Annotated in this window: 14 protein-coding genes; 3 read left to right on the top strand and 11 right to left on the bottom strand. The window is 58.5% G+C overall.

What is annotated here, in order from left to right; translation table 11 throughout:
* Nucleotides 1–36: 36 nt before the first annotated feature.
* The 7 genes from H7F20_RS08340 to H7F20_RS08310 form a co-directional block, all read right to left on the bottom strand.
* Nucleotides 37–1,269, bottom strand: a complete 1,233-nt coding sequence (locus H7F20_RS08340; protein ID WP_185785632.1) for a TolC family protein — start codon at nucleotides 1,267–1,269, stop codon at nucleotides 37–39.
* Nucleotides 1,266–5,048, bottom strand: coding sequence for an efflux RND transporter permease subunit (locus tag H7F20_RS08335; protein WP_185785631.1), 3,783 nt, complete (start codon nucleotides 5,046–5,048; stop codon nucleotides 1,266–1,268). Before H7F20_RS08335 ends, H7F20_RS08340 begins: the two co-directional genes overlap by 4 nt.
* 108 nt (nucleotides 5,049–5,156) lie before the next feature.
* On the bottom strand, nucleotides 5,157–5,561 hold the full coding sequence (locus H7F20_RS08330) for a hypothetical protein (RefSeq protein WP_185785630.1): 405 nt from the start codon (nucleotides 5,559–5,561) through the stop codon (nucleotides 5,157–5,159).
* Nucleotides 5,562–5,653: 92 nt separating this feature from the next.
* On the bottom strand, nucleotides 5,654–6,661 hold the full coding sequence (locus tag H7F20_RS08325) for a 4-hydroxyproline epimerase (protein ID WP_185785629.1): 1,008 nt from the start codon (nucleotides 6,659–6,661) through the stop codon (nucleotides 5,654–5,656).
* A gap of 3 nt (nucleotides 6,662–6,664) precedes the next feature.
* Entirely contained in the window at nucleotides 6,665–8,404 is a 1,740-nt protein-coding gene (locus H7F20_RS08320) for a DUF885 family protein (protein WP_255444017.1), read from the bottom strand.
* Nucleotides 8,401–9,999 (bottom strand): aldehyde dehydrogenase (NADP(+)), encoded by a 1,599-nt coding sequence (locus H7F20_RS08315; protein WP_185785628.1) that lies wholly within the window; start codon nucleotides 9,997–9,999, stop codon nucleotides 8,401–8,403. The genes H7F20_RS08320 and H7F20_RS08315 overlap by 4 nt, the downstream gene beginning before the upstream one ends.
* Nucleotides 10,000–10,053: 54 nt before the next feature.
* The gene (locus tag H7F20_RS08310; protein ID WP_185785627.1) at nucleotides 10,054–10,974 is read right to left on the bottom strand and encodes a dihydrodipicolinate synthase family protein; all 921 of its coding nucleotides are present in this window, start codon (nucleotides 10,972–10,974) and stop codon (nucleotides 10,054–10,056) included.
* Between the two features lie 156 nt (nucleotides 10,975–11,130).
* Between H7F20_RS08310 and H7F20_RS08305 the strand changes: the two genes are divergently transcribed.
* Both H7F20_RS08305 and H7F20_RS08300 read left to right on the top strand, forming a co-directional pair.
* Nucleotides 11,131–12,495: a rhodanese-like domain-containing protein gene (locus H7F20_RS08305; protein ID WP_185785626.1), complete on the top strand. Its 1,365-nt coding sequence runs from the start codon at nucleotides 11,131–11,133 to the stop codon at nucleotides 12,493–12,495.
* An 89-nt stretch (nucleotides 12,496–12,584) separates the two neighbouring features.
* Complete coding sequence (locus tag H7F20_RS08300; RefSeq protein ID WP_185785625.1) at nucleotides 12,585–13,832, top strand: sodium:proton antiporter; 1,248 nt, start codon at nucleotides 12,585–12,587, stop codon at nucleotides 13,830–13,832.
* Nucleotides 13,833–13,834: 2 nt separating this feature from the next.
* Here H7F20_RS08300 and H7F20_RS08295 read toward each other — a convergent pair whose 3' ends face one another.
* Nucleotides 13,835–15,109, bottom strand: a complete 1,275-nt coding sequence (locus tag H7F20_RS08295) for a serine hydrolase (RefSeq protein ID WP_185785624.1) — start codon at nucleotides 15,107–15,109, stop codon at nucleotides 13,835–13,837.
* A 137-nt stretch (nucleotides 15,110–15,246) separates the two neighbouring features.
* Between H7F20_RS08295 and H7F20_RS08290 the strand changes: the two genes are divergently transcribed.
* Complete coding sequence (locus tag H7F20_RS08290; protein WP_185785623.1) at nucleotides 15,247–17,637, top strand: alpha-L-rhamnosidase C-terminal domain-containing protein; 2,391 nt, start codon at nucleotides 15,247–15,249, stop codon at nucleotides 17,635–17,637.
* Between the two features lies 1 nt (nucleotide 17,638).
* On the opposite strand, the gene H7F20_RS08285 is transcribed toward H7F20_RS08290, so the two are convergent.
* From H7F20_RS08285 to H7F20_RS08275, 3 genes are all read right to left on the bottom strand, one after another.
* Entirely contained in the window at nucleotides 17,639–18,967 is a 1,329-nt protein-coding gene (locus H7F20_RS08285; protein WP_185785622.1) for a Gfo/Idh/MocA family protein, read from the bottom strand.
* Nucleotides 18,968–19,033: 66 nt separating this feature from the next.
* Entirely contained in the window at nucleotides 19,034–20,038 is a 1,005-nt protein-coding gene (locus tag H7F20_RS08280) for a formylglycine-generating enzyme family protein (protein ID WP_185785621.1), read from the bottom strand.
* A 147-nt stretch (nucleotides 20,039–20,185) separates the two neighbouring features.
* Nucleotides 20,186–22,939, bottom strand: a complete 2,754-nt coding sequence (locus H7F20_RS08275) for an alpha-L-rhamnosidase (protein WP_255444016.1) — start codon at nucleotides 22,937–22,939, stop codon at nucleotides 20,186–20,188.
* Nucleotides 22,940–23,104: the final 165 nt, after the last annotated feature.

Genomic DNA, 23,104 nt, shown 5'->3' with positions numbered 1-23,104 from the left:
TATTCCATGTTTCTTATCGTTTCGGCAGGGGTTCCCTTAAAGATCGGATTCCCCGGCCAGGTAGTTGACCAGTGCCCCTTCGGACAGGAAGGCGGCCAGGGCTTCGGTCTGCTGCAGCTGCAGTTTCAGTTCCAGCTCGTGCATTTCCAGCAATTCATCGAAGTCCACGGTCTGTGTTTCATAGTTGCGGAGCAGGATCTCTATCGCCTGCCGGGTCCGCTGGGTGTTTTCCGCCAACGCGGCATAGCGGATGCGTTCGGATTGCTGCCCCTGCCAGGCCTCCCGCAACATACTTTCCAGGCGGTTGCGGCGGGATACCTCCTCGGCCTCCAGGGTGGCCTGCCGGATCTCATTCTGGCGGGTGCGGGAACGGTAGGCCCCGTTGAACAGGGGGACCGAAAAGGACACCATGGGCATCAGGATATCCTTCCCATTGTCCGGGACGGACATATCGGTGCGTTCCGCCACAGGGATATAATCTACCCCCAGGCCTATCCGGGGCCCGGCAGCTTTCCGGTTTACCGCTTCTTCCTTCGAAACCGATTCGTAGAGGCGGTCGTATTTTTCGAGTTCCGGGTGGGGCCCGAGTGCGGGCATTTCCGTTGCGGGCAAATCTGCCGGCAGGTCGGTGACCAGAAAGCCAATGGCGGTTTCCGTCGCGTTGATCAGCCGGAAAAAGGCAAAGGACCCGGACTGGTACTGGTTCTCGAGGATTTGCCTGCGGGCATCCACATCATTCCTGCGGATATCCAGCCTGAGGACATCCACGGCCGAAGCCCTGCCTGTTTCCACGGAAGCCAGCGCAATTTCCCGATAGGCTTCCAGCAGCCCGGCCTGATCTTCCAGGATCCCGATCTGCTGCCGGAGTGCCTGCAAGCCGTAATAGGAACGGGCAACATCCAGCCGGAGCTGGCGGCGGGCTATCACCCAGTCCAGGTATTCGACCTCTGCCATACTGGAGGCGTAGGCTTCCCGGGCGGTAATCTGGCCGAACCAGGGAAGCATTTGCCGGAGGGAAAACCGCGCCTTCTGGGCACCGGTCCGGGTTTCCGGTTCACTGACAAAAACCCCAGCGCCGATTTCGATATCCGGCAGGGCACCTGCTTCATTGACCTTCTCGCCTGCCAGGTCGGTCCGGAGCCGGAGCGCCTGGAGGTCCGGGTTATTGGCTTCGGCCAGGTCTATAAAATAACGGATCTCCTGGCTTTGCAGGCCCTGGAAAACACCCAGGGCGAGGATCAGTTGCATCAGGTAGTAACGCGCTTTCATATCCATTTGGTTTTGACCGTTTCCGGGCCTGTTTTCCCGCTACGGCGTTTCAATCGCAATTCTTCCCGCCAGCAATAGAGCACCGGCACCACAAAAAGCGTGATCAGGGCAATGAGCATCCCCCCAAAACTGGGGATGGCCATCGGGATCATGATATCGCTCCCCCTTCCCGTGGAGGTCAGCACGGGCAACAGGGCGAGGACGGTGGTGGCCGTGGTCATCAGGCAGGGGCGGATACGCTTTTCACCGGCTTCCACCACGGCATCCCGGACCTCCGGTAGCGTTTCGGGCTGGTTGCGCCGGAAACTCTGCATCAGGTAAGTGGCCATGACCACCCCGTCGTCCGTGGCAATCCCGAACAACGCGATAAACCCGACCCAAACGGCAACGCTCAGGTTGACCGGGTGCATCTGGAACAGGTCCCGCAGGTTTTCGCCGAATAACCCGAAATTCAGGAACCATTCCTGCCCGTAAAGCCAGATCATGATGAAACCGCCGGCAAATGCCACGGCAATACCGGTGAAGACCATCAGGGAAGTGGTCACGGAGCGGAACTGGAAATAGAGGATCAGGAAAATGATCAGCAGGACCAGGGGCACCACCACGGAAAGCGTCCGCTCTGCCCGTACCTGGTTTTCATAGGAACCGGTAAACCGGTAACTGATCCCTTCGGGCACCAACAGGTCGCCGGAATCGATCTTCTCACGGATAAGCTGCTGGGCATTTTCGACAACGGTCACCTCGGCATAGCCGTCCATCTTATCAAAAAGGACATAGCCCACCAAAAACGTATCCTCGCTTTTGATGGCCATTGGCCCGCGCTCATAGCGGATTTCCACCAACTCGCTCAACGGGACCGGGTTGCCCCCTGGCACAGGGACATACACCGAACCAATATCCTCGGGGCTGTCCCTAAGTTCCCTGGGATAGCGGACGCGTACCCCGTAGCGTTCCCGTCCCTCGACGGTCTGCGTGAGCACCTTGCCCCCCAGGGCCACCTCCAGCACCTGCTGCACGTCATCCAGGAGCAGGCCGTAACGGGCGAGCCTTTCCCGGTCGATATCGATGAGCAAATAGGGCTTGCCCACGATCCGGTCGGCAAAGACCGCTTCATCCTTGACTCCGTCCGCTTCTTTCAATATCGTTTCGAGTTCCCGGCCAAAGGCTTCGATCTGCCTGAGGTCCGGTCCCTTGACCTTTATTCCCATGGGCGCCCGCATACCGGTCTGCAACATGACCAACCGTGTTTCGATGGGCTGCAGCTTGGGGGCTGAGGTGACCCCGGGGATACGGGTTGCGGAAACGATCTCGTCCCAGATGTCGTCGGGGGATTCAATCTCCGGGCGCCAGTTTCGGAAATAGGCCCCGTCCGCGTCCGGGATGAGCATGGAGTGGGTCACATCGGCAAAATAGACCGCAGTCGCGGAATCCGTTGCCGTATTGGGGTTGGTCACCCGGCCGCCGTCCTTCAGCACGAAAAGCCCATCCGGGTCTACCCGGTATCGCTGCCGCTTCCCGGAAGGATCCTGCAGGTATTCCGGTTTGTATTGGATCACATTTTCATACATGGAAAGGGGAGCGGGGTCCAGGGCCGATTCCGTCCTGCCCGCTTTACCCACCACCGATTTTACTTCGGGGATGGCCGCCACGGCCATATCGAGCTGCTGCAGCACCCGCTGATTTTCCGCCACACCGGCATGAGGCATTGAGGTAGGCATCAGCAAAAAGGAACCCTCGTTCAGAGCAGGCATGAATTCTTTCCCTGTATTGCGCATGATCAGGAACCCCAAACAGATCAGCGCTGCTGGTGCCGCCAGGAACAAGAGCTTGTTCCGCAGGGTCCACCGGAGGATGGGGGTATAGCTTCTCCGGAACAGCATGAAGCCGCCAAGCAAAACCGTACATATAAGCGACACGAACAGGAAATTCAGGAAGAGGTTCTGGTTCAGTCCCAGCGGGCGCCAATAAACGGTCAGCAGCCAGATGATGGTTACCACCGTGATCCCCAGGTTCAGCCGGGAAGGATCGGTTCCGATCCGGGCCAGGCCGGCGGGCAGCCTGCCAGCCACGGCCGGCTGGGACAGCAAACCGACGAGCCCGAAGGCCACCAGGGCCAGCCCTATGGTGAATCCTCCTGCAAGCACCGCGACGCCCGAAGCGGTCAACAAACCATAGGCCAGCAGTCGCAACCGGCTCCGTTGGGGCGTTTTCCGGAAAAGGAAGGCCGCAAAGGGCGGGATGAGGAAGAGGGCCACCACCAGGGCAGCCGCCAGGGCAAAGGTCTTGGTGAATGCCAGGGGCCGGAAGAGCTTGCCTTCGGCCCCGATCAGCGTGAACACGGGGATGAAGCTGATGATGGTCGTCATCACGGCAGTCAGGATGGCACCCGATACCTCTGCCGTGGCGTTGTAGACCACCGTGTTCACCGGGACGGACTCCTCCGATTCGTCCAGGTGGCGGATGATATTTTCACTCAGGATCACCCCCATATCCACCATGGTACCGATGGCAATGGCGATCCCGGAAAGCGCCACGATATTTGCGTCCACCCCCCCGTAGCGCATGGCGATAAACACCATCAGGACGGCCACGGGAAGTAACCCGGAAATCAGGACGGAAGCCCTGAGGTTGAAGACCATGACCACGATGACCAGGATGGTGATGAGTACCTCCAGCGTGAGGGCCTCCTCCAGGGTCCCCAGGGTCTCCTGTATCAATTCGGTGCGATCGTAAAAAGGCACCACGGTCAACTGGGAGATGCGCCCGTCCCTGAGTTCCTTGGAAGGCAGGCCGTCACTCAGTTCCGCGATCTGGGCCTTGACATTGTTGATGACCTCCAGTGGGTTGGCACCGTATCGCGCCACGACCACGCCCCCGACCACTTCGGCCCCGCCCTTGTCGAGGATGCCCCGCCGTTCTGCCGCGCCGAGGGAGATGTTTGCAATATCCCCCAGACGCAGGGAGGTAAAATCCTCGGAGGCCACCACCGCATTGCGCAGGTCGTCCAGGGATTCGATATACCCCAACCCCCGGACCAGGTATTCCGCCTGGTTGATTTCAATGGTCTGGGCGCCGATATCCCGGTTGCTCATGCGGACGGCCCCCACCACCTGATCAAGGCCAATGCCGTATTGCCGCATCTTTTCCGGGTCCACATCGATCTGGTATTCCTGCACATACCCGCCAATGGAAGCGACTTCCGAGACGCCACTGGCAGACGAAAGGGCATACTTAACGTAAAAATCCTGGATGCTCCTGAGTTCCTGCAGGTCCCAGCCGCCAGTTACGTTCCCCTGGGCATCACGCCCCTCCAGGGTATACCAGAAAATCTGCCCCAGGGCGGTCGCATCGGGACCGAGGGCCGGGCTGACCCCATCCGGCAACAGGCCGGGGGAAAGCGAATTCAGTTTTTCGAGGATCCGGCTTCGGCTCCAATAGAATTCCACCCCTTCCTCGAAGATGATGTAAATGCTGGAAAACCCGAACATGGAGGAACTGCGGATGGTGCGGACCCCGGGGATCCCCAAAAGGGAAGTGGTAAGCGGGTACGTCACCTGGTCCTCGATATCCTGGGGCGACCTGCCGGGCCACCGGGTAAAAACGATCTGCTGGTTTTCACCTATATCCGGGATGGCATCTACCGGGACCGGATCGGACGGCAACCAGTCCGTCTTCCAGCCAAACGGGGCATTGACCGTGCCCCAGCCCACAAAGAGGACCAGCAGCAATACAGCGACCAGTTTGTTTTCGATGAGAAATTTTATGCCTTTATTCAGCATGGTGTCGATTTAGCTTTCTTTTGATTTACAATCGCTTCCGGCTAAAGCCGCAAACAGGAGTAGCCCATGGCCATTTCCGGCCCCGGGCGCATTTCAAAAAAAGCTTAATCAAATCAGGAATACCTGGTGGCGAACCGGGATGTCGCGGACCAGGCGGGGAGGCGAATAGGCCTCATAGGGAAGTTCGGCCGACCGGGGTTCCAGTTGCAGGAGAAAGGGAAATCCGCTGGCAATGAAGGTCGCCAGGACTTCGATCTGTCCGGTATGTGTATCTGCCTTGGCACTGTCCAGGTCATCCTGGCCGACCACGACAATTTCCACGTCATTGCAGCAGCCGGATTCGGTCGTGGCGGAATCGTCCATGGCCATGCCGCAACCTTCTGCCTTATGGTAGAGCTTAAAGTCCACCAGCGTCTTCCCGCAGAAATGCATGTCCATGCTGAAAGACAACGTGGAGAACAAGAGCAGGAAGGCGAGTAAAACTGCGCCGGATTTATGGGCCAATGGCTTCATAACAACATCAAAACTACAAAATTCGGCGGATTATTGTATTGTTTAAGAGAAGTTTAGGAGGGTTTGTTTGGTTTCCGAACTGCGCCGCCTGCCTAAATCACCTGAAAACCCCTTGGGAAGGGATGGGACTCATCAATAATGAGCGTATTGTATCCATGGACCCAGGCCGACCCGCGAATCTCGGGGATGATTGCCGGGAAGTCCCCCACCCGGGTTTTTTCCAATACCCGCCCCTCGAAGCGGGAGCCAATAAAGCTTTCATGCAGGAAGGGTTCTCCGACCTCCAACCGCCCCTGCTGGTGCCACTGGGCCATCCGGGCGGATGTACCGGTGCCGCAGGGGGAGCGGTCAATGGCATTGTCCCCGTAGAACACGGCATTCCTGGCCGTGGAATCCGGCTTCAGCGGCTTGCCCGCCCAAAGTACATGGGATACCCCCCTAATGCTGGGGTCTTCCGGGTGAACAAAGCGGTCCGGGAACCGGGCCGCAATCAGGGTCCGGAGTTCCCGGCTGAAGCGGATAAGCTCCGACGCCCGGTAGTTTTCCAATCCCGAAAAGTCCGGCTGGGGATCCACAATGGCGTAGTAATTGCCCCCGTAGGCCACGTCGAACCGAAGGTTTCCCAGGGAAGGGGTTTCCAGGCTGAGACCGGAAGCCGCCACAAAGGACGGTACGTTGGTGAGGGCGACCCACTCGATTTTTTCACCCTCCTGCCCGTACCGGATGCGGACCAGGCCGGCAGGGGTTTCCAGCCGGACCTGTCCCGGGACCTTCGGCCGGATCAGGCCCTCCTCGAGGCCGATGGTGATGCTCCCGATGGTTCCGTGACCGCACATGGGAAGGCAACCGCTGGTTTCGATAAACAGGATCCCCAGGTCGTTGGCCGGGTCGCTGGGCGGGTAAAAGATGCTGCCGCTCATCATATCGTGGCCCCTGGGTTCGAACATCAGCCCCTGTCTGATCCAGTCAAATTCCCGCAGGAAATGCTGCCGTTTTTCGGACATGCTGCGACCGGAGAGCTGTGGCCCCCCGGAAGCCACTACCCGGACGGGGTTCCCCGCCGTGTGGCCGTCGATACATTTGAAGACATGCCGGCCCATGGATCAGGGGTTTGCGTTTTTCTCGATATAGGCCCGGACCCGGCGCATCAGGATGGGCAGGGTAACCGTCCCCTGTTCGAGGATCACCTCGTGGAATTCCCCTATGTCGAAATCGGGGCCCAGGGCATTTTCCGCTTCGGCCCGCAGTTTCCGGAGGATGATCTCCCCCATCTTATAGGAAAGGGCCTGCCCCGGCCAGGCGATGTAGCGGTCGGTTTCCGTATTGATTTCATGCAGGGAAAGTGCCGTGTTGCGGCGCATGTAATCCACCGCTTCCTCCCGGCTCCACCCCAGGGCATGGATACCCGTATCCACCACCAGCCTGCAGGCGCGCCACATCTCATAGGTCAGCTGCCCGAATTTTTCATAGCCGTTGCGATAGATCCCCATCTCTGCGGCCAGGTATTCCGCGTACAACCCCCAGCCCTCGCCGTAGGCGGAAAGGTAGAGGCGACGGCGGAAATCGGGGATGCTGTCCGCCAGCTCCCGGTTCAGGGCACCCTGAAGGTGGTGCCCGGGGACCGCTTCGTGGGCGGTAAGTGCGGGCAGGGTATACAAGGGGCGGCTTTCCAGTTTATAGGTATTGACCAGGTAGGTGCCGGCTTCCCTGGGTCCCGAGGGTGGCTTGTAGCGCCCGCCAGTATACTTGGGGGCGATGGCATCCGGCACGGGTTCAACCCCGTAGGGACGCCGGGGCAGTGTGTTAAAAAATCGCGGCAAGGTCGCGTCGATGCGCTTGGCGATATCCCGGGCATGTATCAGCAGCTCCTCCGGGCTGCCGGCATAGAACTGCGGGTCGGTCCGCAGGTAATCCAGGAAATCGGCAAAGTTGCCTTCAAACCCCACCGTATCGATAATCGTTTGCATTTCGCTTCGGATCCGGGCCACTTCCGAGAGGCCGATCCGGTGGATACTGTCCGCGGTATATCCCGGGATGGTGGTGTAAAAATCGATGCGGTTCTGGTAGAAGGCGCGCCCCCCTGGGGTAGCCGATACGCCGATGGCCTCCCGGGTGGCCGGGAGGTACTCGGTTTCAAAGAATTCCCTGATGGACCGGAAAGCCGGAACCACAGCCGTTTCAATGGCCTCCCGCCCTGCGTCCAGTACCGAATCCTGCTGGCTGGGGCTGAGCCCGGCGGGAAGGTCGCGGAGGGGCCCGTAAAAATCGCTTTCCTGGTAATCTTCGACGATGTGGTCCTCATAAGTGGAGGCATACCCCTCAAAGATCACCCGTGGTTGCGATATACCGCGCTCCAGGCCCTCCCGCATGAGTTCAAAATGCTGGTCTGCATAGTCCGGGAAGGCACGGAGCATTTTCAGGTAGGATTTGACTTCCTTGTAATTGTTCAGGGGGCGGATGCGGTAATTGAGGTTCAGGTGGAACCCCTGGTCGGCCTGGATGGGGTTCAGGTGCATGCCCAGGCGGAATTGGTCCGCTTCGTCCTGGAGGCTGAACCGGAGCAGGTCCAGGGAAATCCGGTCCGTTTCATCCAGCGTCGATGGATCGATGCCCTGGATGCGTCCCACCATTTCGGTGGCAAAATCGGCCTCCCGGCGGAAGCGCTCCACCGTATGTAACCCGAGGGGATATTCGGACCAGTCATAGGCTTCAAAAGAAGCGACTTCATGGAGGATGCTGTCCAGGGGTGAAGTTCCCTCCTGGGCCCGGACTCCGATTGAGAACAAAATACTGGAAATGGCCATGCAGCAGCTTGCTGCTACAGGCCAGGCGCGTTGTTTCATAAGGTAATGATACTTTCGTCCGACCAGGTGCCGTCAACCAGGCGCCATACCCCGCCGGGGTTTGTATTCCGCAATACCTCGGGGAGGAGGGATTGCGGACAGTTCTGGAACGAGAGGGGCCGGACCCACCTGAGGATCGCATCCGTTCCCACCGAGGTGTACCGGGAATCCGTCGTTGCCGGGAAGGGGCCCCCGTGGTGCATGGAAGGGCAGACTTCCACCCCCGTCGGTACCCCGTTAAAGAGGATCCGACCCGCTTTGGACCGCAATTTATCCAACACGCCCGGGTGGTTCCTAAATTCTTCCTCAGTACCCAGGACGGATGCGGTGAGTTGTCCTTCCAGGCTGACCAGGGCACTTTCCAGTTCCTGCACGTCCCTGCAGGACACCAACAGGGTAAAGGGACCGAAGACCTCCTGCTGCAGTTTCGGGTTTCCCGTAAAATCCGAACCCCCGACCACAGCCACCGTGGCAGGCACTTCATTGGTCCCCGCAGGGGGATCGTCCGAGGTCAGGTACCGGACCCCCGGCTGCTGCCCCAGGGCATTGCGCATTTCCATGAAATTCCCGGCCATGTTGGGGTGGAGCATGCAGGCCGGAGGGATGGCAGCAACTTCCCCGGCGAGTGCTTTCCCGAAGCGGTCCAAACCAGGCCCCTCAATGCCGAACAGCAGGCCGGGGTTCGTACAGAACTGCCCGACCCCCAGGGTTACCGAACCCGCGTAGGATTTGGCCCATCCGGCTTTCGGGTCCAGAGCAGTCGGCAGCAGGACCACGGGGTTTACGCTGCCCATTTCGGCAAAGAACGGGATAGGGACCTCGCGGCCCGCAGCAATTGCAGATAAAGCCAGCCCACCAGCACGGCTTCCTGTAAAGCCCGCCGCTGCGATGCACGGGTGTTTGACGAGTTGCTCCCCGAGGCTCCTGGAAGTCCCCTGCAAATACGAAAACACCCCTTCAGGCATTTTGGATTTCCGTACAGCCTGTATGACCGCCCTTGCGACCAGCTCCCCGGTAGCCGGGTGCATGGGATGTCCTTTGACCACAACCGGGCAGCCTGCAGCCAGGGCAGAAGCCGTATCGCCCCCTGCGGTCGAAAAGGCAAAGGGGAAGTTGCTCGCGCCGAAGACCACCACAGGCCCCAGTGGCATCAGGCATTTGCGGATGTCTGGTTTGGGCAGGGGCTCCCGGTCGCTCTGGGCCGTATCGATGCGCGCCTGCACCCAGGAACCCTCATCCACAAGTTCCGCAAAGGACCGCAGCTGGGCCGTGGTCCGGCCGAGTTCCCCGTTGGCACGGCCTTCTGGCAAACCGGACTCCTGCATATACACGGCAACCAGGGATTTCCTGTCCGACTCCAGCTGGTCGGCAATGGTATGCAGGAAAGCGGCCCTTCGGTTCCCGGGAGTCCTGGAATAGGCCTCAAAAGACCGGGCCGCCAGCCCGACGGCCTGGTCAATCTCCCCGCTGGTTGCTTCGGAAAAATGCCAGGGGTTTGCCTCCCCGGTAGCCGGATTGATGCTCTGAAAGGTTTCCTGGCCTGCCGAAATTTCTGAAAAGCCGATGAGTTGTTTGCCGGTGATAGGTTGTTGCATGGTAACTAGTTATCTTGATTGCCGGGGAGGAGGATGGTGGCCCCTTGCCCAGTATTACAGGTACTGTTTATACTCCGGCAGGAGCGGCCGCCGATCCATCGCCCTGTTTATAATCCCAAGGACCCGTTCCCGCTCCGCGCCCTCCAGGGGCAACCTAGGCGGGCGGACGTGTTCGGAACCCAGCCCGGTGGCGACTTCCGCCAGCTTGATATTCTGCACGAGCTGTGGGCTGATGTCGAGTTCCAGAAGGGGCAGGAACCATTGGTAAATGGCCCGGGCCTCCCGTATTTTTCCTGCCTTTCCCAGCGCGAAAACGGCAACCGTCTCCCTGGGGTAGGCACATACCAGGCCCGCAACCCAGCCATCTGCCCCCATCAATACGCTTTCCAGGCCCAATGTATCCACGCCAGTAAGTATTTTCAGCCGCTCCCCGAACCGGTTGCGAAGGCGGGTAACATTGGAAATATCCCGTGTGGATTCCTTCACGGCACCCACCGTAGGGCAGGCTTCCAGTAATTCTTCAAACATATCCGGGGTCACTTCGATCCCGTAATCCACCGGGTTGTTATATATGAGGATAGGCAGGTCGGTGGCGCCTGCAACTGCCTTGAAATAGGCGACGGTTTCCCGGGCGGTAGCCTTATACCGCATGGGCGGCAGGAGCATCAGCCCGTCTGCTCCGTTGGAGGCTGCGCGCCTGGCAGCTGCACGGGCTCCGGTGGTGCTTTGCTCGGCAATATTGACGATTACGGGTACCTTTCCTCCGGAAGTTTCCAGGGCCACTGCAGTCAGGGTATCTTTTTCAGCTTCCGTCAGGGTGCTGGCTTCACCAAGGGTTCCCCCAAGGATAAGTCCGCTTGCCCCGGCATCTATCTGAGCCAAAACATTCTTGCGGAATAATCCGGTATCCAATTGGTCCGATGCATCGAACTTCGTGGTCAATGCGGGCATGACGCCCTCCCAGGTAAATTTCATCTGAAGTATTTGCCGTTAAAGATACATATCCATTGCTTAAATTAAGGGGCCGGGGGGAGACATTTTTGGCGGATTCGACCCGTAGCTTGTGTAACACGGGTTACAGCATTGCCCCCATACATCCGGTATTTTTGTGCCTGTATAAAAAATATATTTATGAAAATCAGACAATTCGAAGATAAACCCCTGGCCCATTATTCCTATGCCATCCTGAGCGAGGGCAAAATCGCGCTGGTAGACCCTTCCCGTGACCCGATGCCCTATTACCGGTTTGCCGAGGAGCACAATGCGCGGATCACCGCTGTTTTCGAGACCCATCCCCATGCCGATTTTGTCAGCAGCCACCTGCAGATACACAAAGAAACCGGCGCTGTCATTTACGCCAGCAAGCTGGTGGGCGCCAGTTATCCCCATAAAACCTTTGATGAGGGCGACAAACTCCAGCTTGGGGAGGCCGAAATATGGGCGTTGAACACCCCCGGACACTCTCCCGACAGCATTACCGTAATGGCCCGGGATTCCCGGGATACCTACGCCATGTTCAGCGGGGATACCTTGTTTATAGGTGATGTGGGGCGGCCCGACTTGCGGGAGAAAGCAGGGAACCTCACCGCAAAACGGGAAGAACTGGCCCGGATGATGTACCGCACCGTGCAAGATAAATTCACAGACCTTCCGGACAAAACCCTGGTATACCCGGCCCACGGGGCGGGGTCTCTCTGTGGCAAAAACCTCTCCTCGGACGCCTCCAGTACCCTGGGCAACGAACGCATGGGAAACTGGGCGTTCCGGTCGCAATCCGAGGAAGATTTCGTAGGAGAGATCCTGAAAGGGCAACCTTTTATCCCACACTATTTCGGGTATGACGTGGATACGAACAAGGAAGGACCAGACGATTATGAACCCTCGATGGCTCAGGTACCGTTACTTTTGGGGCCTGACTCCCTGGAACCGGGCATCCCTGTTGTGGACACCAGGAGCAGCGATACCTTCAAGGCAGGCCATTACCCGGGCAGCATCAACATCATGGCCCGGGACGAAAGCGATAAGATCGAGACCTGGCTGGGCTCCATCCTGCTTCCTGAAGAACCGTACTACCTGGTTATCGGCTCCGTTTCCGAACGGGATGCCGTACTGGCCCGTGTAGCCAAAATCGGTTACGAGAAAACCATCCGGGCCGTGGTAGTTGCCGCGGACTCACCGGGCGCGCATTCAGAGAAACTGGACCTGCAAGCCTTTAAAGACCATCCCGGGGCCTATACGATAGTAGATATACGGAACCCCAGTGAGGTGGCCGACGGCAAGTATTTTGAGCAGGCCCTGACCATCCCCCTGAATGAACTGCGGGACCGGACCGGGGAGCTGCCCACGGACAAGCCCTTTGTGGTGCACTGCGCCGGAGGGTACCGGAGTGCCGCAGGCAGCAGCATCCTCGAAAGTGTCCTTCCCGGTCAAAAAGCTTTTGACCTCAGTGAGGCGGTTGCCGAATTCAAACCCAGAGCTGCAGTACATCAGAAATAACAGGAAGGAACCATCCATAGCTGGTAGTATGGATCGCAGGTAGTATATTAGCCGCGATTTGGGTTCAACCCCCGAGACAAACGCCAGCTATGGATTATTTTGTTATTACCACGGTCCTCGTTCTTTTTTCGGCCCTTTTTGGCTACCTGAATACCCGGTTCGTAAAGCTTCCGAATACGATCGGGCTAACGGTCATCACCATTGCCTTCACCCTGGGGGTATTCGCCCTGAGCGCCTTTGACAGCACGCTGCTGGAAGCCGAACGATACATCCTGTCCCAAATCGACTTCCGCACCGTCCTGCTGGATCTGATGCTCGGCTTCCTGTTGTTTGCCGGGGCACTCCACACCGACCTGGAAAAGCTCAAGGAACAGAAATGGCCGGTCCTGTTGTTTGCCACCTTCGGGGTGCTGGTATCCACCTTCCTCATTGGCGGTGCTACCTTTTTTGTGCTCGGCCTGGTGGGGTTGGAGGTGCCCTTTATCTACTGCCTGCTGTTCGGGTCCCTGATCTCCCCTACCGATCCCATTGCGGTCCTCGGCATTTTGAAGAAGGTTGGGGCCCCCGAAAAACTGGAAATTAAAATTGTAGGGGAATCCCTCTTCAACGACGGGGTGGGCGTGGTAGTCTTCCTGACCCTCTTCGGCATGGCAGCCGGCGGCTGGGAAGCCGTCTCCGTTACGGAAATCCTGTCCCTTTTCCTGCTGGAGGTGTTCGGTGGCCTGCTGCTCGGGATCGTCATGGGCTGGATCACCTACCGGATGATGCGCACGATTGACGAATACGACATCGAGGTGATCCTGACCCTTGCCATGGTGATGACCGGGATGGTGCTCGCACAATACCTGCACGTTTCCGGCCCGTTGGCCATGGTAGCTGCCGGTCTGATGATCGGCGGGACCCATTCCCGGAACCAGGCGATGTCCGAAACCGTCGAGCTCTATGTGGACAAATTCTGGGAACTGATCGATATCCTGCTCAATACCATCCTGTTTGTACTGGTGGGCATGGAAATGCTGGTCCTGGAGGTGGAAACCGAATACGTGATCGCCGGGGTAATGATGATCCCCATCGCTCTGGTTTGCCGTCATGTATCCCTCTACCTGCCAATCAAGATTTACGAGAAGCGCCTGAATTTTGTCAAGCACACCCATGTGGTAATGACCTGGGGGGGACTGAGGGGCGCCATCTCCATCGCCCTGGCCCTCAGCCTCGCCGAGGATATGTACCGGGACCTGTTCCTGGTCGTTACCTATATCGTGGTGATCTTTTCGATCATCGTACAGGGGCTCAGCGTCGGGGCGCTGGTGAGCCGGTTGCGCAAATGGTGGGAATGACCTTAGTCCACCAGCGCCTGGTATACCAGGTTCCCCAGTAATCCGTGGTCGGGAACCCGGGTGTTGGGCCGGACCTGGGTAAAGTACACGACGATCAGTTCCTCCCTGGGATCCACCCAGTACGTACTGTGATAGGCACCGCCCCAGCCGTATTGCCCGACAGAACCGTAGGTGCCGTTGCGGCCCATATCGGTGACTACCTCAAAACCGAGGCCGAACCCGCGTCCCGGTCCGAAATCCACTTCCTCCCCCAAATGGTTGACCGTCATCAGTTCCACGGTGCGGGGAGACAGCAATCGTACCCCGCCCAGGGTCCCCCCGTTCTCCATCATCTGCAGGAAACGGTAGTAATCCGCGGCTGTGGATACCAGGCCGGCGCCCCCTGAGAAGCTTTTTCGCGGACCGTTGACGTAATTCCCCTGGGTGTTCATCCCCGGCCCGTCGGGGGCCCGTTCCAGGCCTCCCCCATCGGCCGGGGTGTATACGGTGGCCAGGCGGGGCGCCTTTTCCCGGGGTACGTAGAAAAACGTGTCTTCCATCCCGAGCGGACCGAATATGCGTTCCTTCAGGAACACATCGAGCGGCTGACCCGAAACCACCTCGATTACCGCCCCCAGGATATCCGTGTTGTAGCCATAGACGAATTGCTCCCCCGGGTGTGCGCTATTCGGCAGGGCGGCCATCCGCCTGACGGTTTCCAGGATGGGTTCGTCCCGGTCCGCAAAATACCATCCCATGATCCCCGCAGCTTCCCATTTTTCCTGTGCGGGGCCCCATCCATAACCAATACCGGCCGTGTGGGTGAGCAGGTCCCGGAGCGTGATGGGGCGTTTTGCAGGTTCCTCCCGGTAACCGGCATCGTCACTGACCGCCACCGTGGTTTCCGCAAACTCGGGAATGTATTTCGATAAGCGGTCCTGGATAAGCAGTTTGCCTTCCTCCTGCAACAGGAGGATGCCGACGCTGACAATGGCTTTGGACTGGGAGGCGATCCGGAAAAGGGCCTCCCTGGGCATGGGTTTACGGGCTTCCAGGTCCGCGTAGCCGAAGGCGCGGTAGTATGCCACCTGGTCTTTCCGTGCTACCAGGATAACCCCGCCGGGCAGCTCCCCTGCCTCTACATACCGGTCAAAAGCCGCATCGAGCCGGCTCAGCCGGTCGGGCGAAAACCCCAGTGCCCCGGGATCCCCGGTCGGAAGGCTTTGGGCCTGCAGCCCGGTGCTGAGAACAAAACAAAGGACTAAAAATAAGCGGTTGAAAAAGTTGGATGGTTTCATCAGTTGGTTTTTTTAGTGGTTCGGGCCAAAAGGAAAAAGGGAAGGCTTCTCCCGAAAATCGAACCCTGTAATTTACTATAAAAATCCTATATTGAAGAAGGTGTTTCCTGCACCCTGCGACCCTAAAACCAACCCAAATGCAAACGTCATCTCTCTGTCCAGCCAGGTTGCTCATGGGCCTGCTGGCCTTCCTGGTACCCCTGCTGGCCAACGCACAGGCCACCGATCAAATCAACCCCGAACTGCGCCACGCCTGGTCGGCCCGCTGGATTTCGCATCCGGAAGACCCTGGCGATACCTTCGGGGTGTTCCATTTCAAAAAGGAAGTGAACCTGGATGCCGTACCCGAATCCTTCGTGGTACATGTCTCCGCCGATAACCGGTATAAACTCTATGTCAACGGCCGGTACATTACGTTTGGCCCGGCGAGGGGCGACCGGCTCAACTGGCGCTATGAAAGCCTGGACCTGGCCCCTTACCTGAAAGAAGGGGTGAATGTCCTGGCCGCCACGGTCTGGAATTTTGCAGACCACCGCCCGGTGGCCCAGCATTCGGTCCGAACCGGGTTCATCCTGCAGGGGGACGGCCCGGCCGAAAGGCTTGCCGATACAGACGGCAGCTGGCTGGCTGGCCGGTGCGGGGCATTTGAACCCCTCCCGGTAGAACTCAATGCCTACTACGTGGTAGGGCCCGGGGAATCCTTTGATGCCGCGGCACACAACTGGGGATGGCAGGAAGCCGGCTACCGCGACGGGTTTGTCCCGTCACGGGAAGGGGAAGCGGGCCGGCCCACCCTGAGCCTTGAAAAATTCGGGGGTATTGCCGGACACGTACTCATTCCACGGACCATCCCCCTGATGGAGGAAACCGCCCAGGAATTCTGGGCCGTCAGGCGCATGGACCCCCCGGATGCGGCTGATAAGGCCTTCCGCGGGACGGAGCCGCTGAACATACCGGCCAACCGGGAAGTCACCCTTTTGTTCGACCAGGGCCACCTGACCACCGCCTATCCGGTAGTGCGATTTTCAGGCGGCAAGGGCAGCCGCCTGGAATTCACCTACGCCGAAAGCCTGTATAACCCCGACGGGGGCAAGGGCAACCGAAACGAGGTGGCAGGTAAATCCATCCGCGGGAATACGGATGTGATCCTGCCGGACGGGGGCGCAGACAGGATGCACGAATCGCTCTGGTGGCGGACCTTCCGCTATGTGGAAGTCCGGATCAAAACCGGGGGTGCTCCCCTGGTGTTGGATGGCTTTACCTCCCGTTTTACCGGATATCCCTTTGAAGAAAAGGCCCAATTCACGGCCAACCGCGAATGGCTGGCACCCGTCTGGGAAGTGGGCTGGCGCACCCAGCGACTCTGTTCGGGCGAAAATTATTTTGACTGCCCCTATTACGAACAATTGCAGTATACGGGGGATACGCGCATCCAATGCCTGGTATCCACCTATGTGTCCGGGGATACCCGGCTTTTCAGGAATGCGCTTCACTCCTACCGGGATTCCAAGATGCCGTTCGGGCTCACCCAGAGCCGCTACCCGAGCTATGACCCCCAGCTGATCCCGACCTTTTCCCTGGTCTGGATTGCGATGATGCACGATTACTGGATGCTGACCCCGGATTCGGAGACCGTTCGGGAACTGGTGCCGGGCATGCTGAGTGTGCTGAATTGGTATGAAGGCCACCTGGAACCCAATGGCATGCTGGGCAAACTGGAGTGGTGGAATTTCGTGGACTGGGTGAACGGGCACGGATGGGATTCCGGGGTGCCGCCCGGGACCCGGGACGGGCAATCCGCCATTATCAGCCTGTATTATGTATACGTGTTGAAAAAAGGTGCCGAACTCCTCGAAGCATATGGATACCCGGAGCAGGCCGTGCGCTACCGGGGCCTGGCCGACCAGGTTGGCGCGGCGGTCCGCGATTCCTGCTGGGACCCGGGGAGGGGCCTTTTTGCGGATACCCCCGAAAAGGTCTATTACAGCCAGCACGCCAATGCACTCGCCCTGCTTACCGGGCTGGTGCCCCCGGCAGAGCAGGCCAGCTTTATGGAACGCGTCCTCTCGGCAAAAGACATGGCCCCGGCTTCCTATTACTTCTCGTTTTACGTAACGGAGGCATTGCAGGCCGCAGGGATGGGCGATCGCTACCTGAAAACCCTGGGGCCCTGGCAAACCATGCTGGACAGGGGCCTGACCACCTTTGCCGAGCAGTCCGATCCGACCCGCTCGGACTGCCACGCCTGGAGCGCCTCCCCCCTCTATTATTTCCTGTCCCTGGTCTGTGGGATACAACCCGCCGCTCCTGGCTTCAAATCGGTCGCTATCCGCCCCAGCCTCGGGGACCTGGAAGCGGTAGCAGGGGAAATCCCCCACCCCGCCGGGTTTATCAAAACGGAACTGAAAAAGTCCGCGAACGGGGGGCTGAACGGCAGTATCACCCTGCCCCCAGGGATTACCGGAACCTTATATTGGAACCAGGCGGAACTCGCGTTGCGCCCGGGCGCAAACGACATCCGGCTCTGACCTAGACCGCCTGGTACTGTCCGGGCGTGGGGATCGGGTAGCGACCGTCTGCATCCGGTAGGGAGGGCGGGGTGGTCTCCCAGGTAACTTCTTCCGGCATGAGCCGCACCTGGGAATTCATGGCTTCTTCCCAGCTGATGACCTGGCCAGTGTAGGTGGCCATCCGGCCCATGATCGCTGTCAGGGTGCTCCGCGCCCCGTTGTAGGCATCATTGATCTGCCCGCCCTCCCGTATGGAGGCAAACAGTTGCACATGCTCCTCCTGGTAGGGGTTGTGCCCTTCCGTACTGGCGATGGAGGCCGTTTCCTTCCCGTCGAGATCGTAGAGCTTCGCCACGCCCGCATCGTTGGTAACCACTGAACCTCCGGTGCCCTGGAAGCATTCGCCTACCCGGTACATGGTGCCTGGCTGGTGCCGGCACTGGCTGGCGATGACCGCCCCGTTCGGATAGGTATATTCCACAAAATGGTGGTCGAAGATTTCCCCGTGGTCCTGCCCGGTGCGCACCAGGCGCCCGCCCATCCCCTGGGCCGATACCGGGTATTCCCCCAGGAACCAGTTGGCCACATCGATATTGTGGATATGCTGCTCCAGGATGTGGTCCCCGCAGATCCAGTTAAAGTAGTACCAGTTGCGCATCTGGTATTCCAGCTCGGACTGGCCGGCCTCGCGCGGCCGCACCCAGACGCCCGCACTGTTCCAGTAGACCTGGCCGGATCGGATCCTGCCAATGGCCCCGGACTGAATCTGTTCCAGGGTTTTGATGTAGTTCTCCTGGTAGTGGCGTTGCAGGCCCACCACCACGTTGAGTTTCTTTTCGTCGGCCAGCCTGGCGGTTTCCAGGACCTTGCGGATCCCCGGGGCATCCGTGGCCACCGGTTTCTCCATAAAGACGTGTTTGCCGTTTTCCACCGCATAGGCAAAATGGTAGGGCCGGAAGCCCGGCGGCGTGGCAAGGAGGACCACGTCGGCCAGGTCGATCGCCTTTTTGAACCCGTCAAAACCGACGAATTTATGTTTGTCTGCCACGTTGATTTTTCCGGTTCCCTGATAGGCTTCGGCCAGGTTACCATAGCTGTCGTTCAGCCGGTCCTCGAACAGGTCGGCCATGGCCACCAGTTCCACGTTCGGGTCGGCCTGCAGCGCCTGATTGGCAGCGCCCGTCCCCCTGCCGCCGCAACCGACCAGGGCAATTTTCAGTTTGGTTTCATTGAATACCCGGGCCATTGCCTGCATCTCCAGGGAAGGCAGCAGGGCTGCCGAGGCCGCCAGGGCCGAGGTTTTAATAAAGGTCCTCCGCGTATCGTTTGTCTGGGTTGATTTTTTCATTTTTCTGAAGTTTAAGGTAGCTCTTCGATCGATTGACTTTGATTACTTTTATGGTTCCTGTTTGTTTTATTCCGTATCCCAATAACGGGAAAATTCCGCAGGTGGGGGCGGTTGTGCCGGGCGCACAATGCGGAAGCCTGCAAATGGCGCATCCGTAAACCACCATTTACTGCGCGGGAACTGGGGATCGCGCTGCTTCCAGACGGGGTCGGAAGCCATCCGAAAGGTGCTGGTCAGGTTCCCGGGCGGGTCGCGATAACTGCCTCCCCTCAGGGTGCCGGGATATTCGGATGCGGGCGCATCGAAATCCGAGGCCAGCTCCCCGTAACTGCCCGCCTGGTAATCGTCCAGCGTCCATTCTGCCACATTCCCGTAAATATCGTAAAGTCCCCAGGGGTTGGGTTCCTTTGTCCCCACGGGGTGGTAGGTCCCGCCGCTATTGGCATCGTACCAGGCAAAGCGATCCAGGTTGTCCGGCCCGTCTTCATAGAAAGAGGGGGTTTCTGTCCCGGCCCTTGCCGCGTACTCCCACTCGGCTTCGGTGGGCAACCGGTAAAAATAGCCGGTTTTGGCGGAAAGCCACTTGCAGAACCGGGCGGCGGCCCTTCGTGTGACATTGCTCACCGGGAAGTCTTTCCCGGTCCCCATGCCCAGGCTCATATCCACATAAGGCACCGTGGCCCCGGAAACCGCATCCACGCCGAGGTCCACGTCCCTCCCTGGATCCGGCTGCGGCTCGGTATCGGCCGTACGCTCCAGGAACAACTTGTAAAGGCCCCAGGTGATTTCCCGGGACGACATCCAGAAGGGTTCCACGCGGACTTCCCGCATTGCGCTTGCTGCTGACCGGGCGGCCGGGGTAAATTGCCCGCCGGGAATAGGGACCATCTCCAGGGTCAGATCGGTCCCCCCGATCTGCTGGGTGTAGACATCCTGCGGGGGTTGGGCCGCCTGACCCGGACGGGCTTCCTTTGGGGTCCGGGCCTCCTTCGGGGTTCCAGCTCCCTGTTGGGTGTGAACCGAAGCATGGAAGAGTCCCACCAGGGCAGCTAAATAAAGCCTGTTTCTCATATTGCATGATAAATTATGAAATTCGAAGGACGTTTGCCGGAAAAACGACCTGTTGCCTTTCTTTTGACCCTTCGGTTGCGTTATATGGATATCACCCTAAAAATAACGGGTATTAATTCGGACGAAGGGGAGCCAGTCCAAATGAGTTTATTGCTCTTCCAATCCTAGCCGGCTAATGGCCGCCGGGACCTCAAAGGAATAGGTGCCCGACACCAGCTCCAGTTGCACTTTGCCGTCCTGGTCATTTAAACGCTTGATGCCCCTGGAGCGGCTAACCATTTGCCCACTTTCACGGATAGTTTCAACAGTACCATATGGCATGATTAATCTTGCCGTAGTATTCACAGGGATATGCACCTTGTGGATATACCTGTCCCCTTCAAACGCCCAGGCGCTCTTTATTTTTCCGTAGTAGGTACGAAGTGTGCCTTCGGCATGTTCGATAGCCGCCCCGGGTGTGGCCGCGATTCGGAATCGTTGGTAACCTGGCCCCTCTTCCAAAGCCTGGATACCGGCAATATGCTGGTACATCCAGTCGCCGATGGCGCCATATGCATAATGGTTGTAGGAATTCATGGACGGGGTCTGGAAAGTCCCGTCCGGTTTGATCCCATCCCAGCGTTCCCAAATGGTGGTGGCCCCCCGGGTCACCGGATACAGCCAGGAAGGATAGGATTCTTGCATAAGCAGCCGGTAGGCGATGTCCGAGTGCCCGTACCTGCTGAGCACGTGGGCCAGGTATGGGGTCCCCAAAAAACCTGTCGTCAGGTGGTACCCGTAAGATTGGATGTTTTCAACCAACCGGTCCGCCGCCTGCTCGCGCTGATCTTCCGGTAGCAAATCGAATTGCAGGGCCAGGACATAGGCGGTCTGGGTCCCGGAAACCATCCGCCCCGATGGGGTCAGGTACTCGTATTGAAAAGCAGCAAGGACATCGTCAAGCAGGGCTTCATACTCCCGGATATCCTCGTGTTGGCCCAGCACCCGGGCCGCTTTGAGCAGGAGCCGTATCGAGTAGGCGTAAAATGCCTGTGATATCAGGTATTTGTCTGTTACTGCGGCCCGACCGTCATTGTCGTCATCGGGCCGGAAGAACAGCCAGTCACCAAAATGGAAACCCGTATTCCAGAGGTTTTCATTACTCCTGGAGCGAATGAATTCTACCCATTTCTTCATGCTGGGGTACTGGGCCTCCAGCAATTCCCTGTCCCCGTACAGCAGGTAGCTTTCCCACGGTATGATGGTGGCCACGTCGCCCCAACCGGCACTCCCGGAAGCATTCGGCCCGAGCACATTAGGCACAACAAAAGGCACCGAACCATTCTCCAGCTGGTCTGCAGACAAATCCTTCAGCCATTTGGAGAAAAAGGGGTTTACATTGTAGTTGTAAGCAGCCGTCCGGAAAAAGGCCTGGGCATCCCCGGTCCAGCCCAGGCGCTCGTCCCGCTGCGGGCAATCCGTCGGCACATCCAGGAAATTTCCCCGCTGGCCCCATTGGATGTTGTGCTGTAACTGGTTGAGCAGTTCATTGGACGAACTGAATTCGCCGGTTTGGTCCATATCCGAATACAGGGCAATAGCAGTCATATTGTCAATTGTGGGGGTGAACCCCTCCACCTTTACATACCGAAAACCATAAAATGTAAAATGGGGTTCCAGGACCTGGCCGGAGCTTCCGTTTAGGATATAGGTTGCCTTTTGATCCGCATCCCGCAGGTTGTCCGTGTAGAAATTACCCTCCCTGGTAAGGACTTCTGCATGCTGCAGGCTTACCTTCTGCCCGGCCGTCCCGCCGAGCCTGAGTTGTACCCAGCCCACCAAATTCTGACCGAAGTCCACTACCACGTCACCCTGGGGCGTCGTCATGATTTCTGCAGGTTCAAATGACTCGTGCTTCCGGACCGGTTCGTTCTCGGTGGGGATCAGATTGTCTTTCCCGAAATCCGCGACCTGTACCCGGTCCCACCCGGAGTCGTCATATCCGGCCACATCCCAGCCATCCAGTTCCCGCGTGGAGTCGTAGGTTTCCCCGTCGTAGATTTCAGAATTCCGGACAGGCCCCGTGCTGCTCATCCAGGTGCCATCGCTGAGGATTTGCTGCGTAGTTCCGTCCGCATAGGTAATATTTACCTGCATCAGCAGTGAAACATCGTTCCCGTAATGGTTGCGCCGGTCGCCCCAGGCAAGGTAATCCCGGTACCATCCGTTCCCCAGGATCGCCCCAACCGCATTGTTCCCTTCACGAAGCAGATCGGTCACGTCGTACATCTGGTATTGCAGTCGCATTTGGTAACTCGTCCATCCCGGTGTCAGGTACGCATCCCCCACACGCTGCCCATTGATTCGGGCCTCGTACATCCCGTGGGAGGTTACGTAAGCCGTTGCAGATTTAACAGGTTTGCCGATTGAGAATTCCTTTCTGAAATAAGGACTCGGTCGGTTGATGGTATCTTCCTCAGAACCGGGTCGGATCCATTGGGCCATAAACCCGGTCTCCGGGTTGAGCATTCCCATCTGCCAGAAACCGGTAGCACTCCAACGGCTCCTGCGCCCGTCTGCATCCCAGACACGTACCTGCCAGGCGTATTTTTGCCCGCTTTCCAGGATGGGTCCGGCATATTTGACGTGAACGGACTGTTCGGACGCAACTTTGCCGGAATCCCAGAAATCCCATTCCGGATCGGTGTTGGCACCAGCCACCTGCCCTACCCGGACCTGGTAGGCCGACTGGGCTGCCCCCCTCTGGTCGGAGACCATTGCCCAACTCAACCTGGGACTCTGCGTGATTATCCCCCTGGGGGAATCCCGGTTTTCCACCCAGGTTTGTTCAATGGTCAACTGGGCGTTGCTCAGCACTCCGCTGAGCATAAGCAGAAGGGTCAGAAGGAAGTTCAGTTTCATAATCGGTTGGTTTTTCGGCCAGGAAGTCCCGAGGTCCCCGAGCCGGGAATTGGCATTGCTTCAAGATGAATTAAATTAAGAAAAATATCCATTCCGTATCCTTCCGGACGGGGTAATTGAGGATGCTTTATATGCGCGATGACAGCCAATGGATTTTCCTTCGGA

The sequence above is a fragment of the Robiginitalea sp. SC105 genome, assembly GCF_014243345.1.
In the GTDB taxonomy this organism is placed as follows: Bacteria; Bacteroidota; Bacteroidia; order Flavobacteriales; family Flavobacteriaceae; genus Robiginitalea.
Note: the sequence above shows the minus strand (reverse complement) of the source record. Positions and strands in the feature narration are given on the sequence as shown.

Excerpts from the sequence above, each read along its gene's own strand:
- H7F20_RS08340 (WP_185785632.1), bottom strand. The coding sequence starts at position 1,269 with ATGAAAGCGCGTTACTACCTGATGCAACTGATCCTCGCCCTGGGTGTT.
- H7F20_RS08335 (WP_185785631.1), bottom strand. The coding sequence starts at position 5,048 with ATGCTGAATAAAGGCATAAAATTTCTCATCGAAAACAAACTGGTCGCT.
- H7F20_RS08330 (WP_185785630.1), bottom strand. The coding sequence starts at position 5,561 with ATGAAGCCATTGGCCCATAAATCCGGCGCAGTTTTACTCGCCTTCCTG.
- H7F20_RS08325 (WP_185785629.1), bottom strand. The coding sequence starts at position 6,661 with ATGGGCCGGCATGTCTTCAAATGTATCGACGGCCACACGGCGGGGAAC.
- H7F20_RS08320 (WP_255444017.1), bottom strand. The coding sequence starts at position 8,404 with ATGAAACAACGCGCCTGGCCTGTAGCAGCAAGCTGCTGCATGGCCATT.
- H7F20_RS08315 (WP_185785628.1), bottom strand. The coding sequence starts at position 9,999 with ATGCAACAACCTATCACCGGCAAACAACTCATCGGCTTTTCAGAAATT.
- H7F20_RS08310 (WP_185785627.1), bottom strand. The coding sequence starts at position 10,974 with ATGAAATTTACCTGGGAGGGCGTCATGCCCGCATTGACCACGAAGTTC.
- H7F20_RS08305 (WP_185785626.1), top strand. The coding sequence starts at position 11,131 with ATGAAAATCAGACAATTCGAAGATAAACCCCTGGCCCATTATTCCTAT.
- H7F20_RS08300 (WP_185785625.1), top strand. The coding sequence starts at position 12,585 with ATGGATTATTTTGTTATTACCACGGTCCTCGTTCTTTTTTCGGCCCTT.
- H7F20_RS08295 (WP_185785624.1), bottom strand. The coding sequence starts at position 15,109 with ATGAAACCATCCAACTTTTTCAACCGCTTATTTTTAGTCCTTTGTTTT.
- H7F20_RS08290 (WP_185785623.1), top strand. The coding sequence starts at position 15,247 with ATGCAAACGTCATCTCTCTGTCCAGCCAGGTTGCTCATGGGCCTGCTG.
- H7F20_RS08285 (WP_185785622.1), bottom strand. The coding sequence starts at position 18,967 with ATGAAAAAATCAACCCAGACAAACGATACGCGGAGGACCTTTATTAAA.
- H7F20_RS08280 (WP_185785621.1), bottom strand. The coding sequence starts at position 20,038 with ATGAGAAACAGGCTTTATTTAGCTGCCCTGGTGGGACTCTTCCATGCT.
- H7F20_RS08275 (WP_255444016.1), bottom strand. The coding sequence starts at position 22,939 with ATGAAACTGAACTTCCTTCTGACCCTTCTGCTTATGCTCAGCGGAGTG.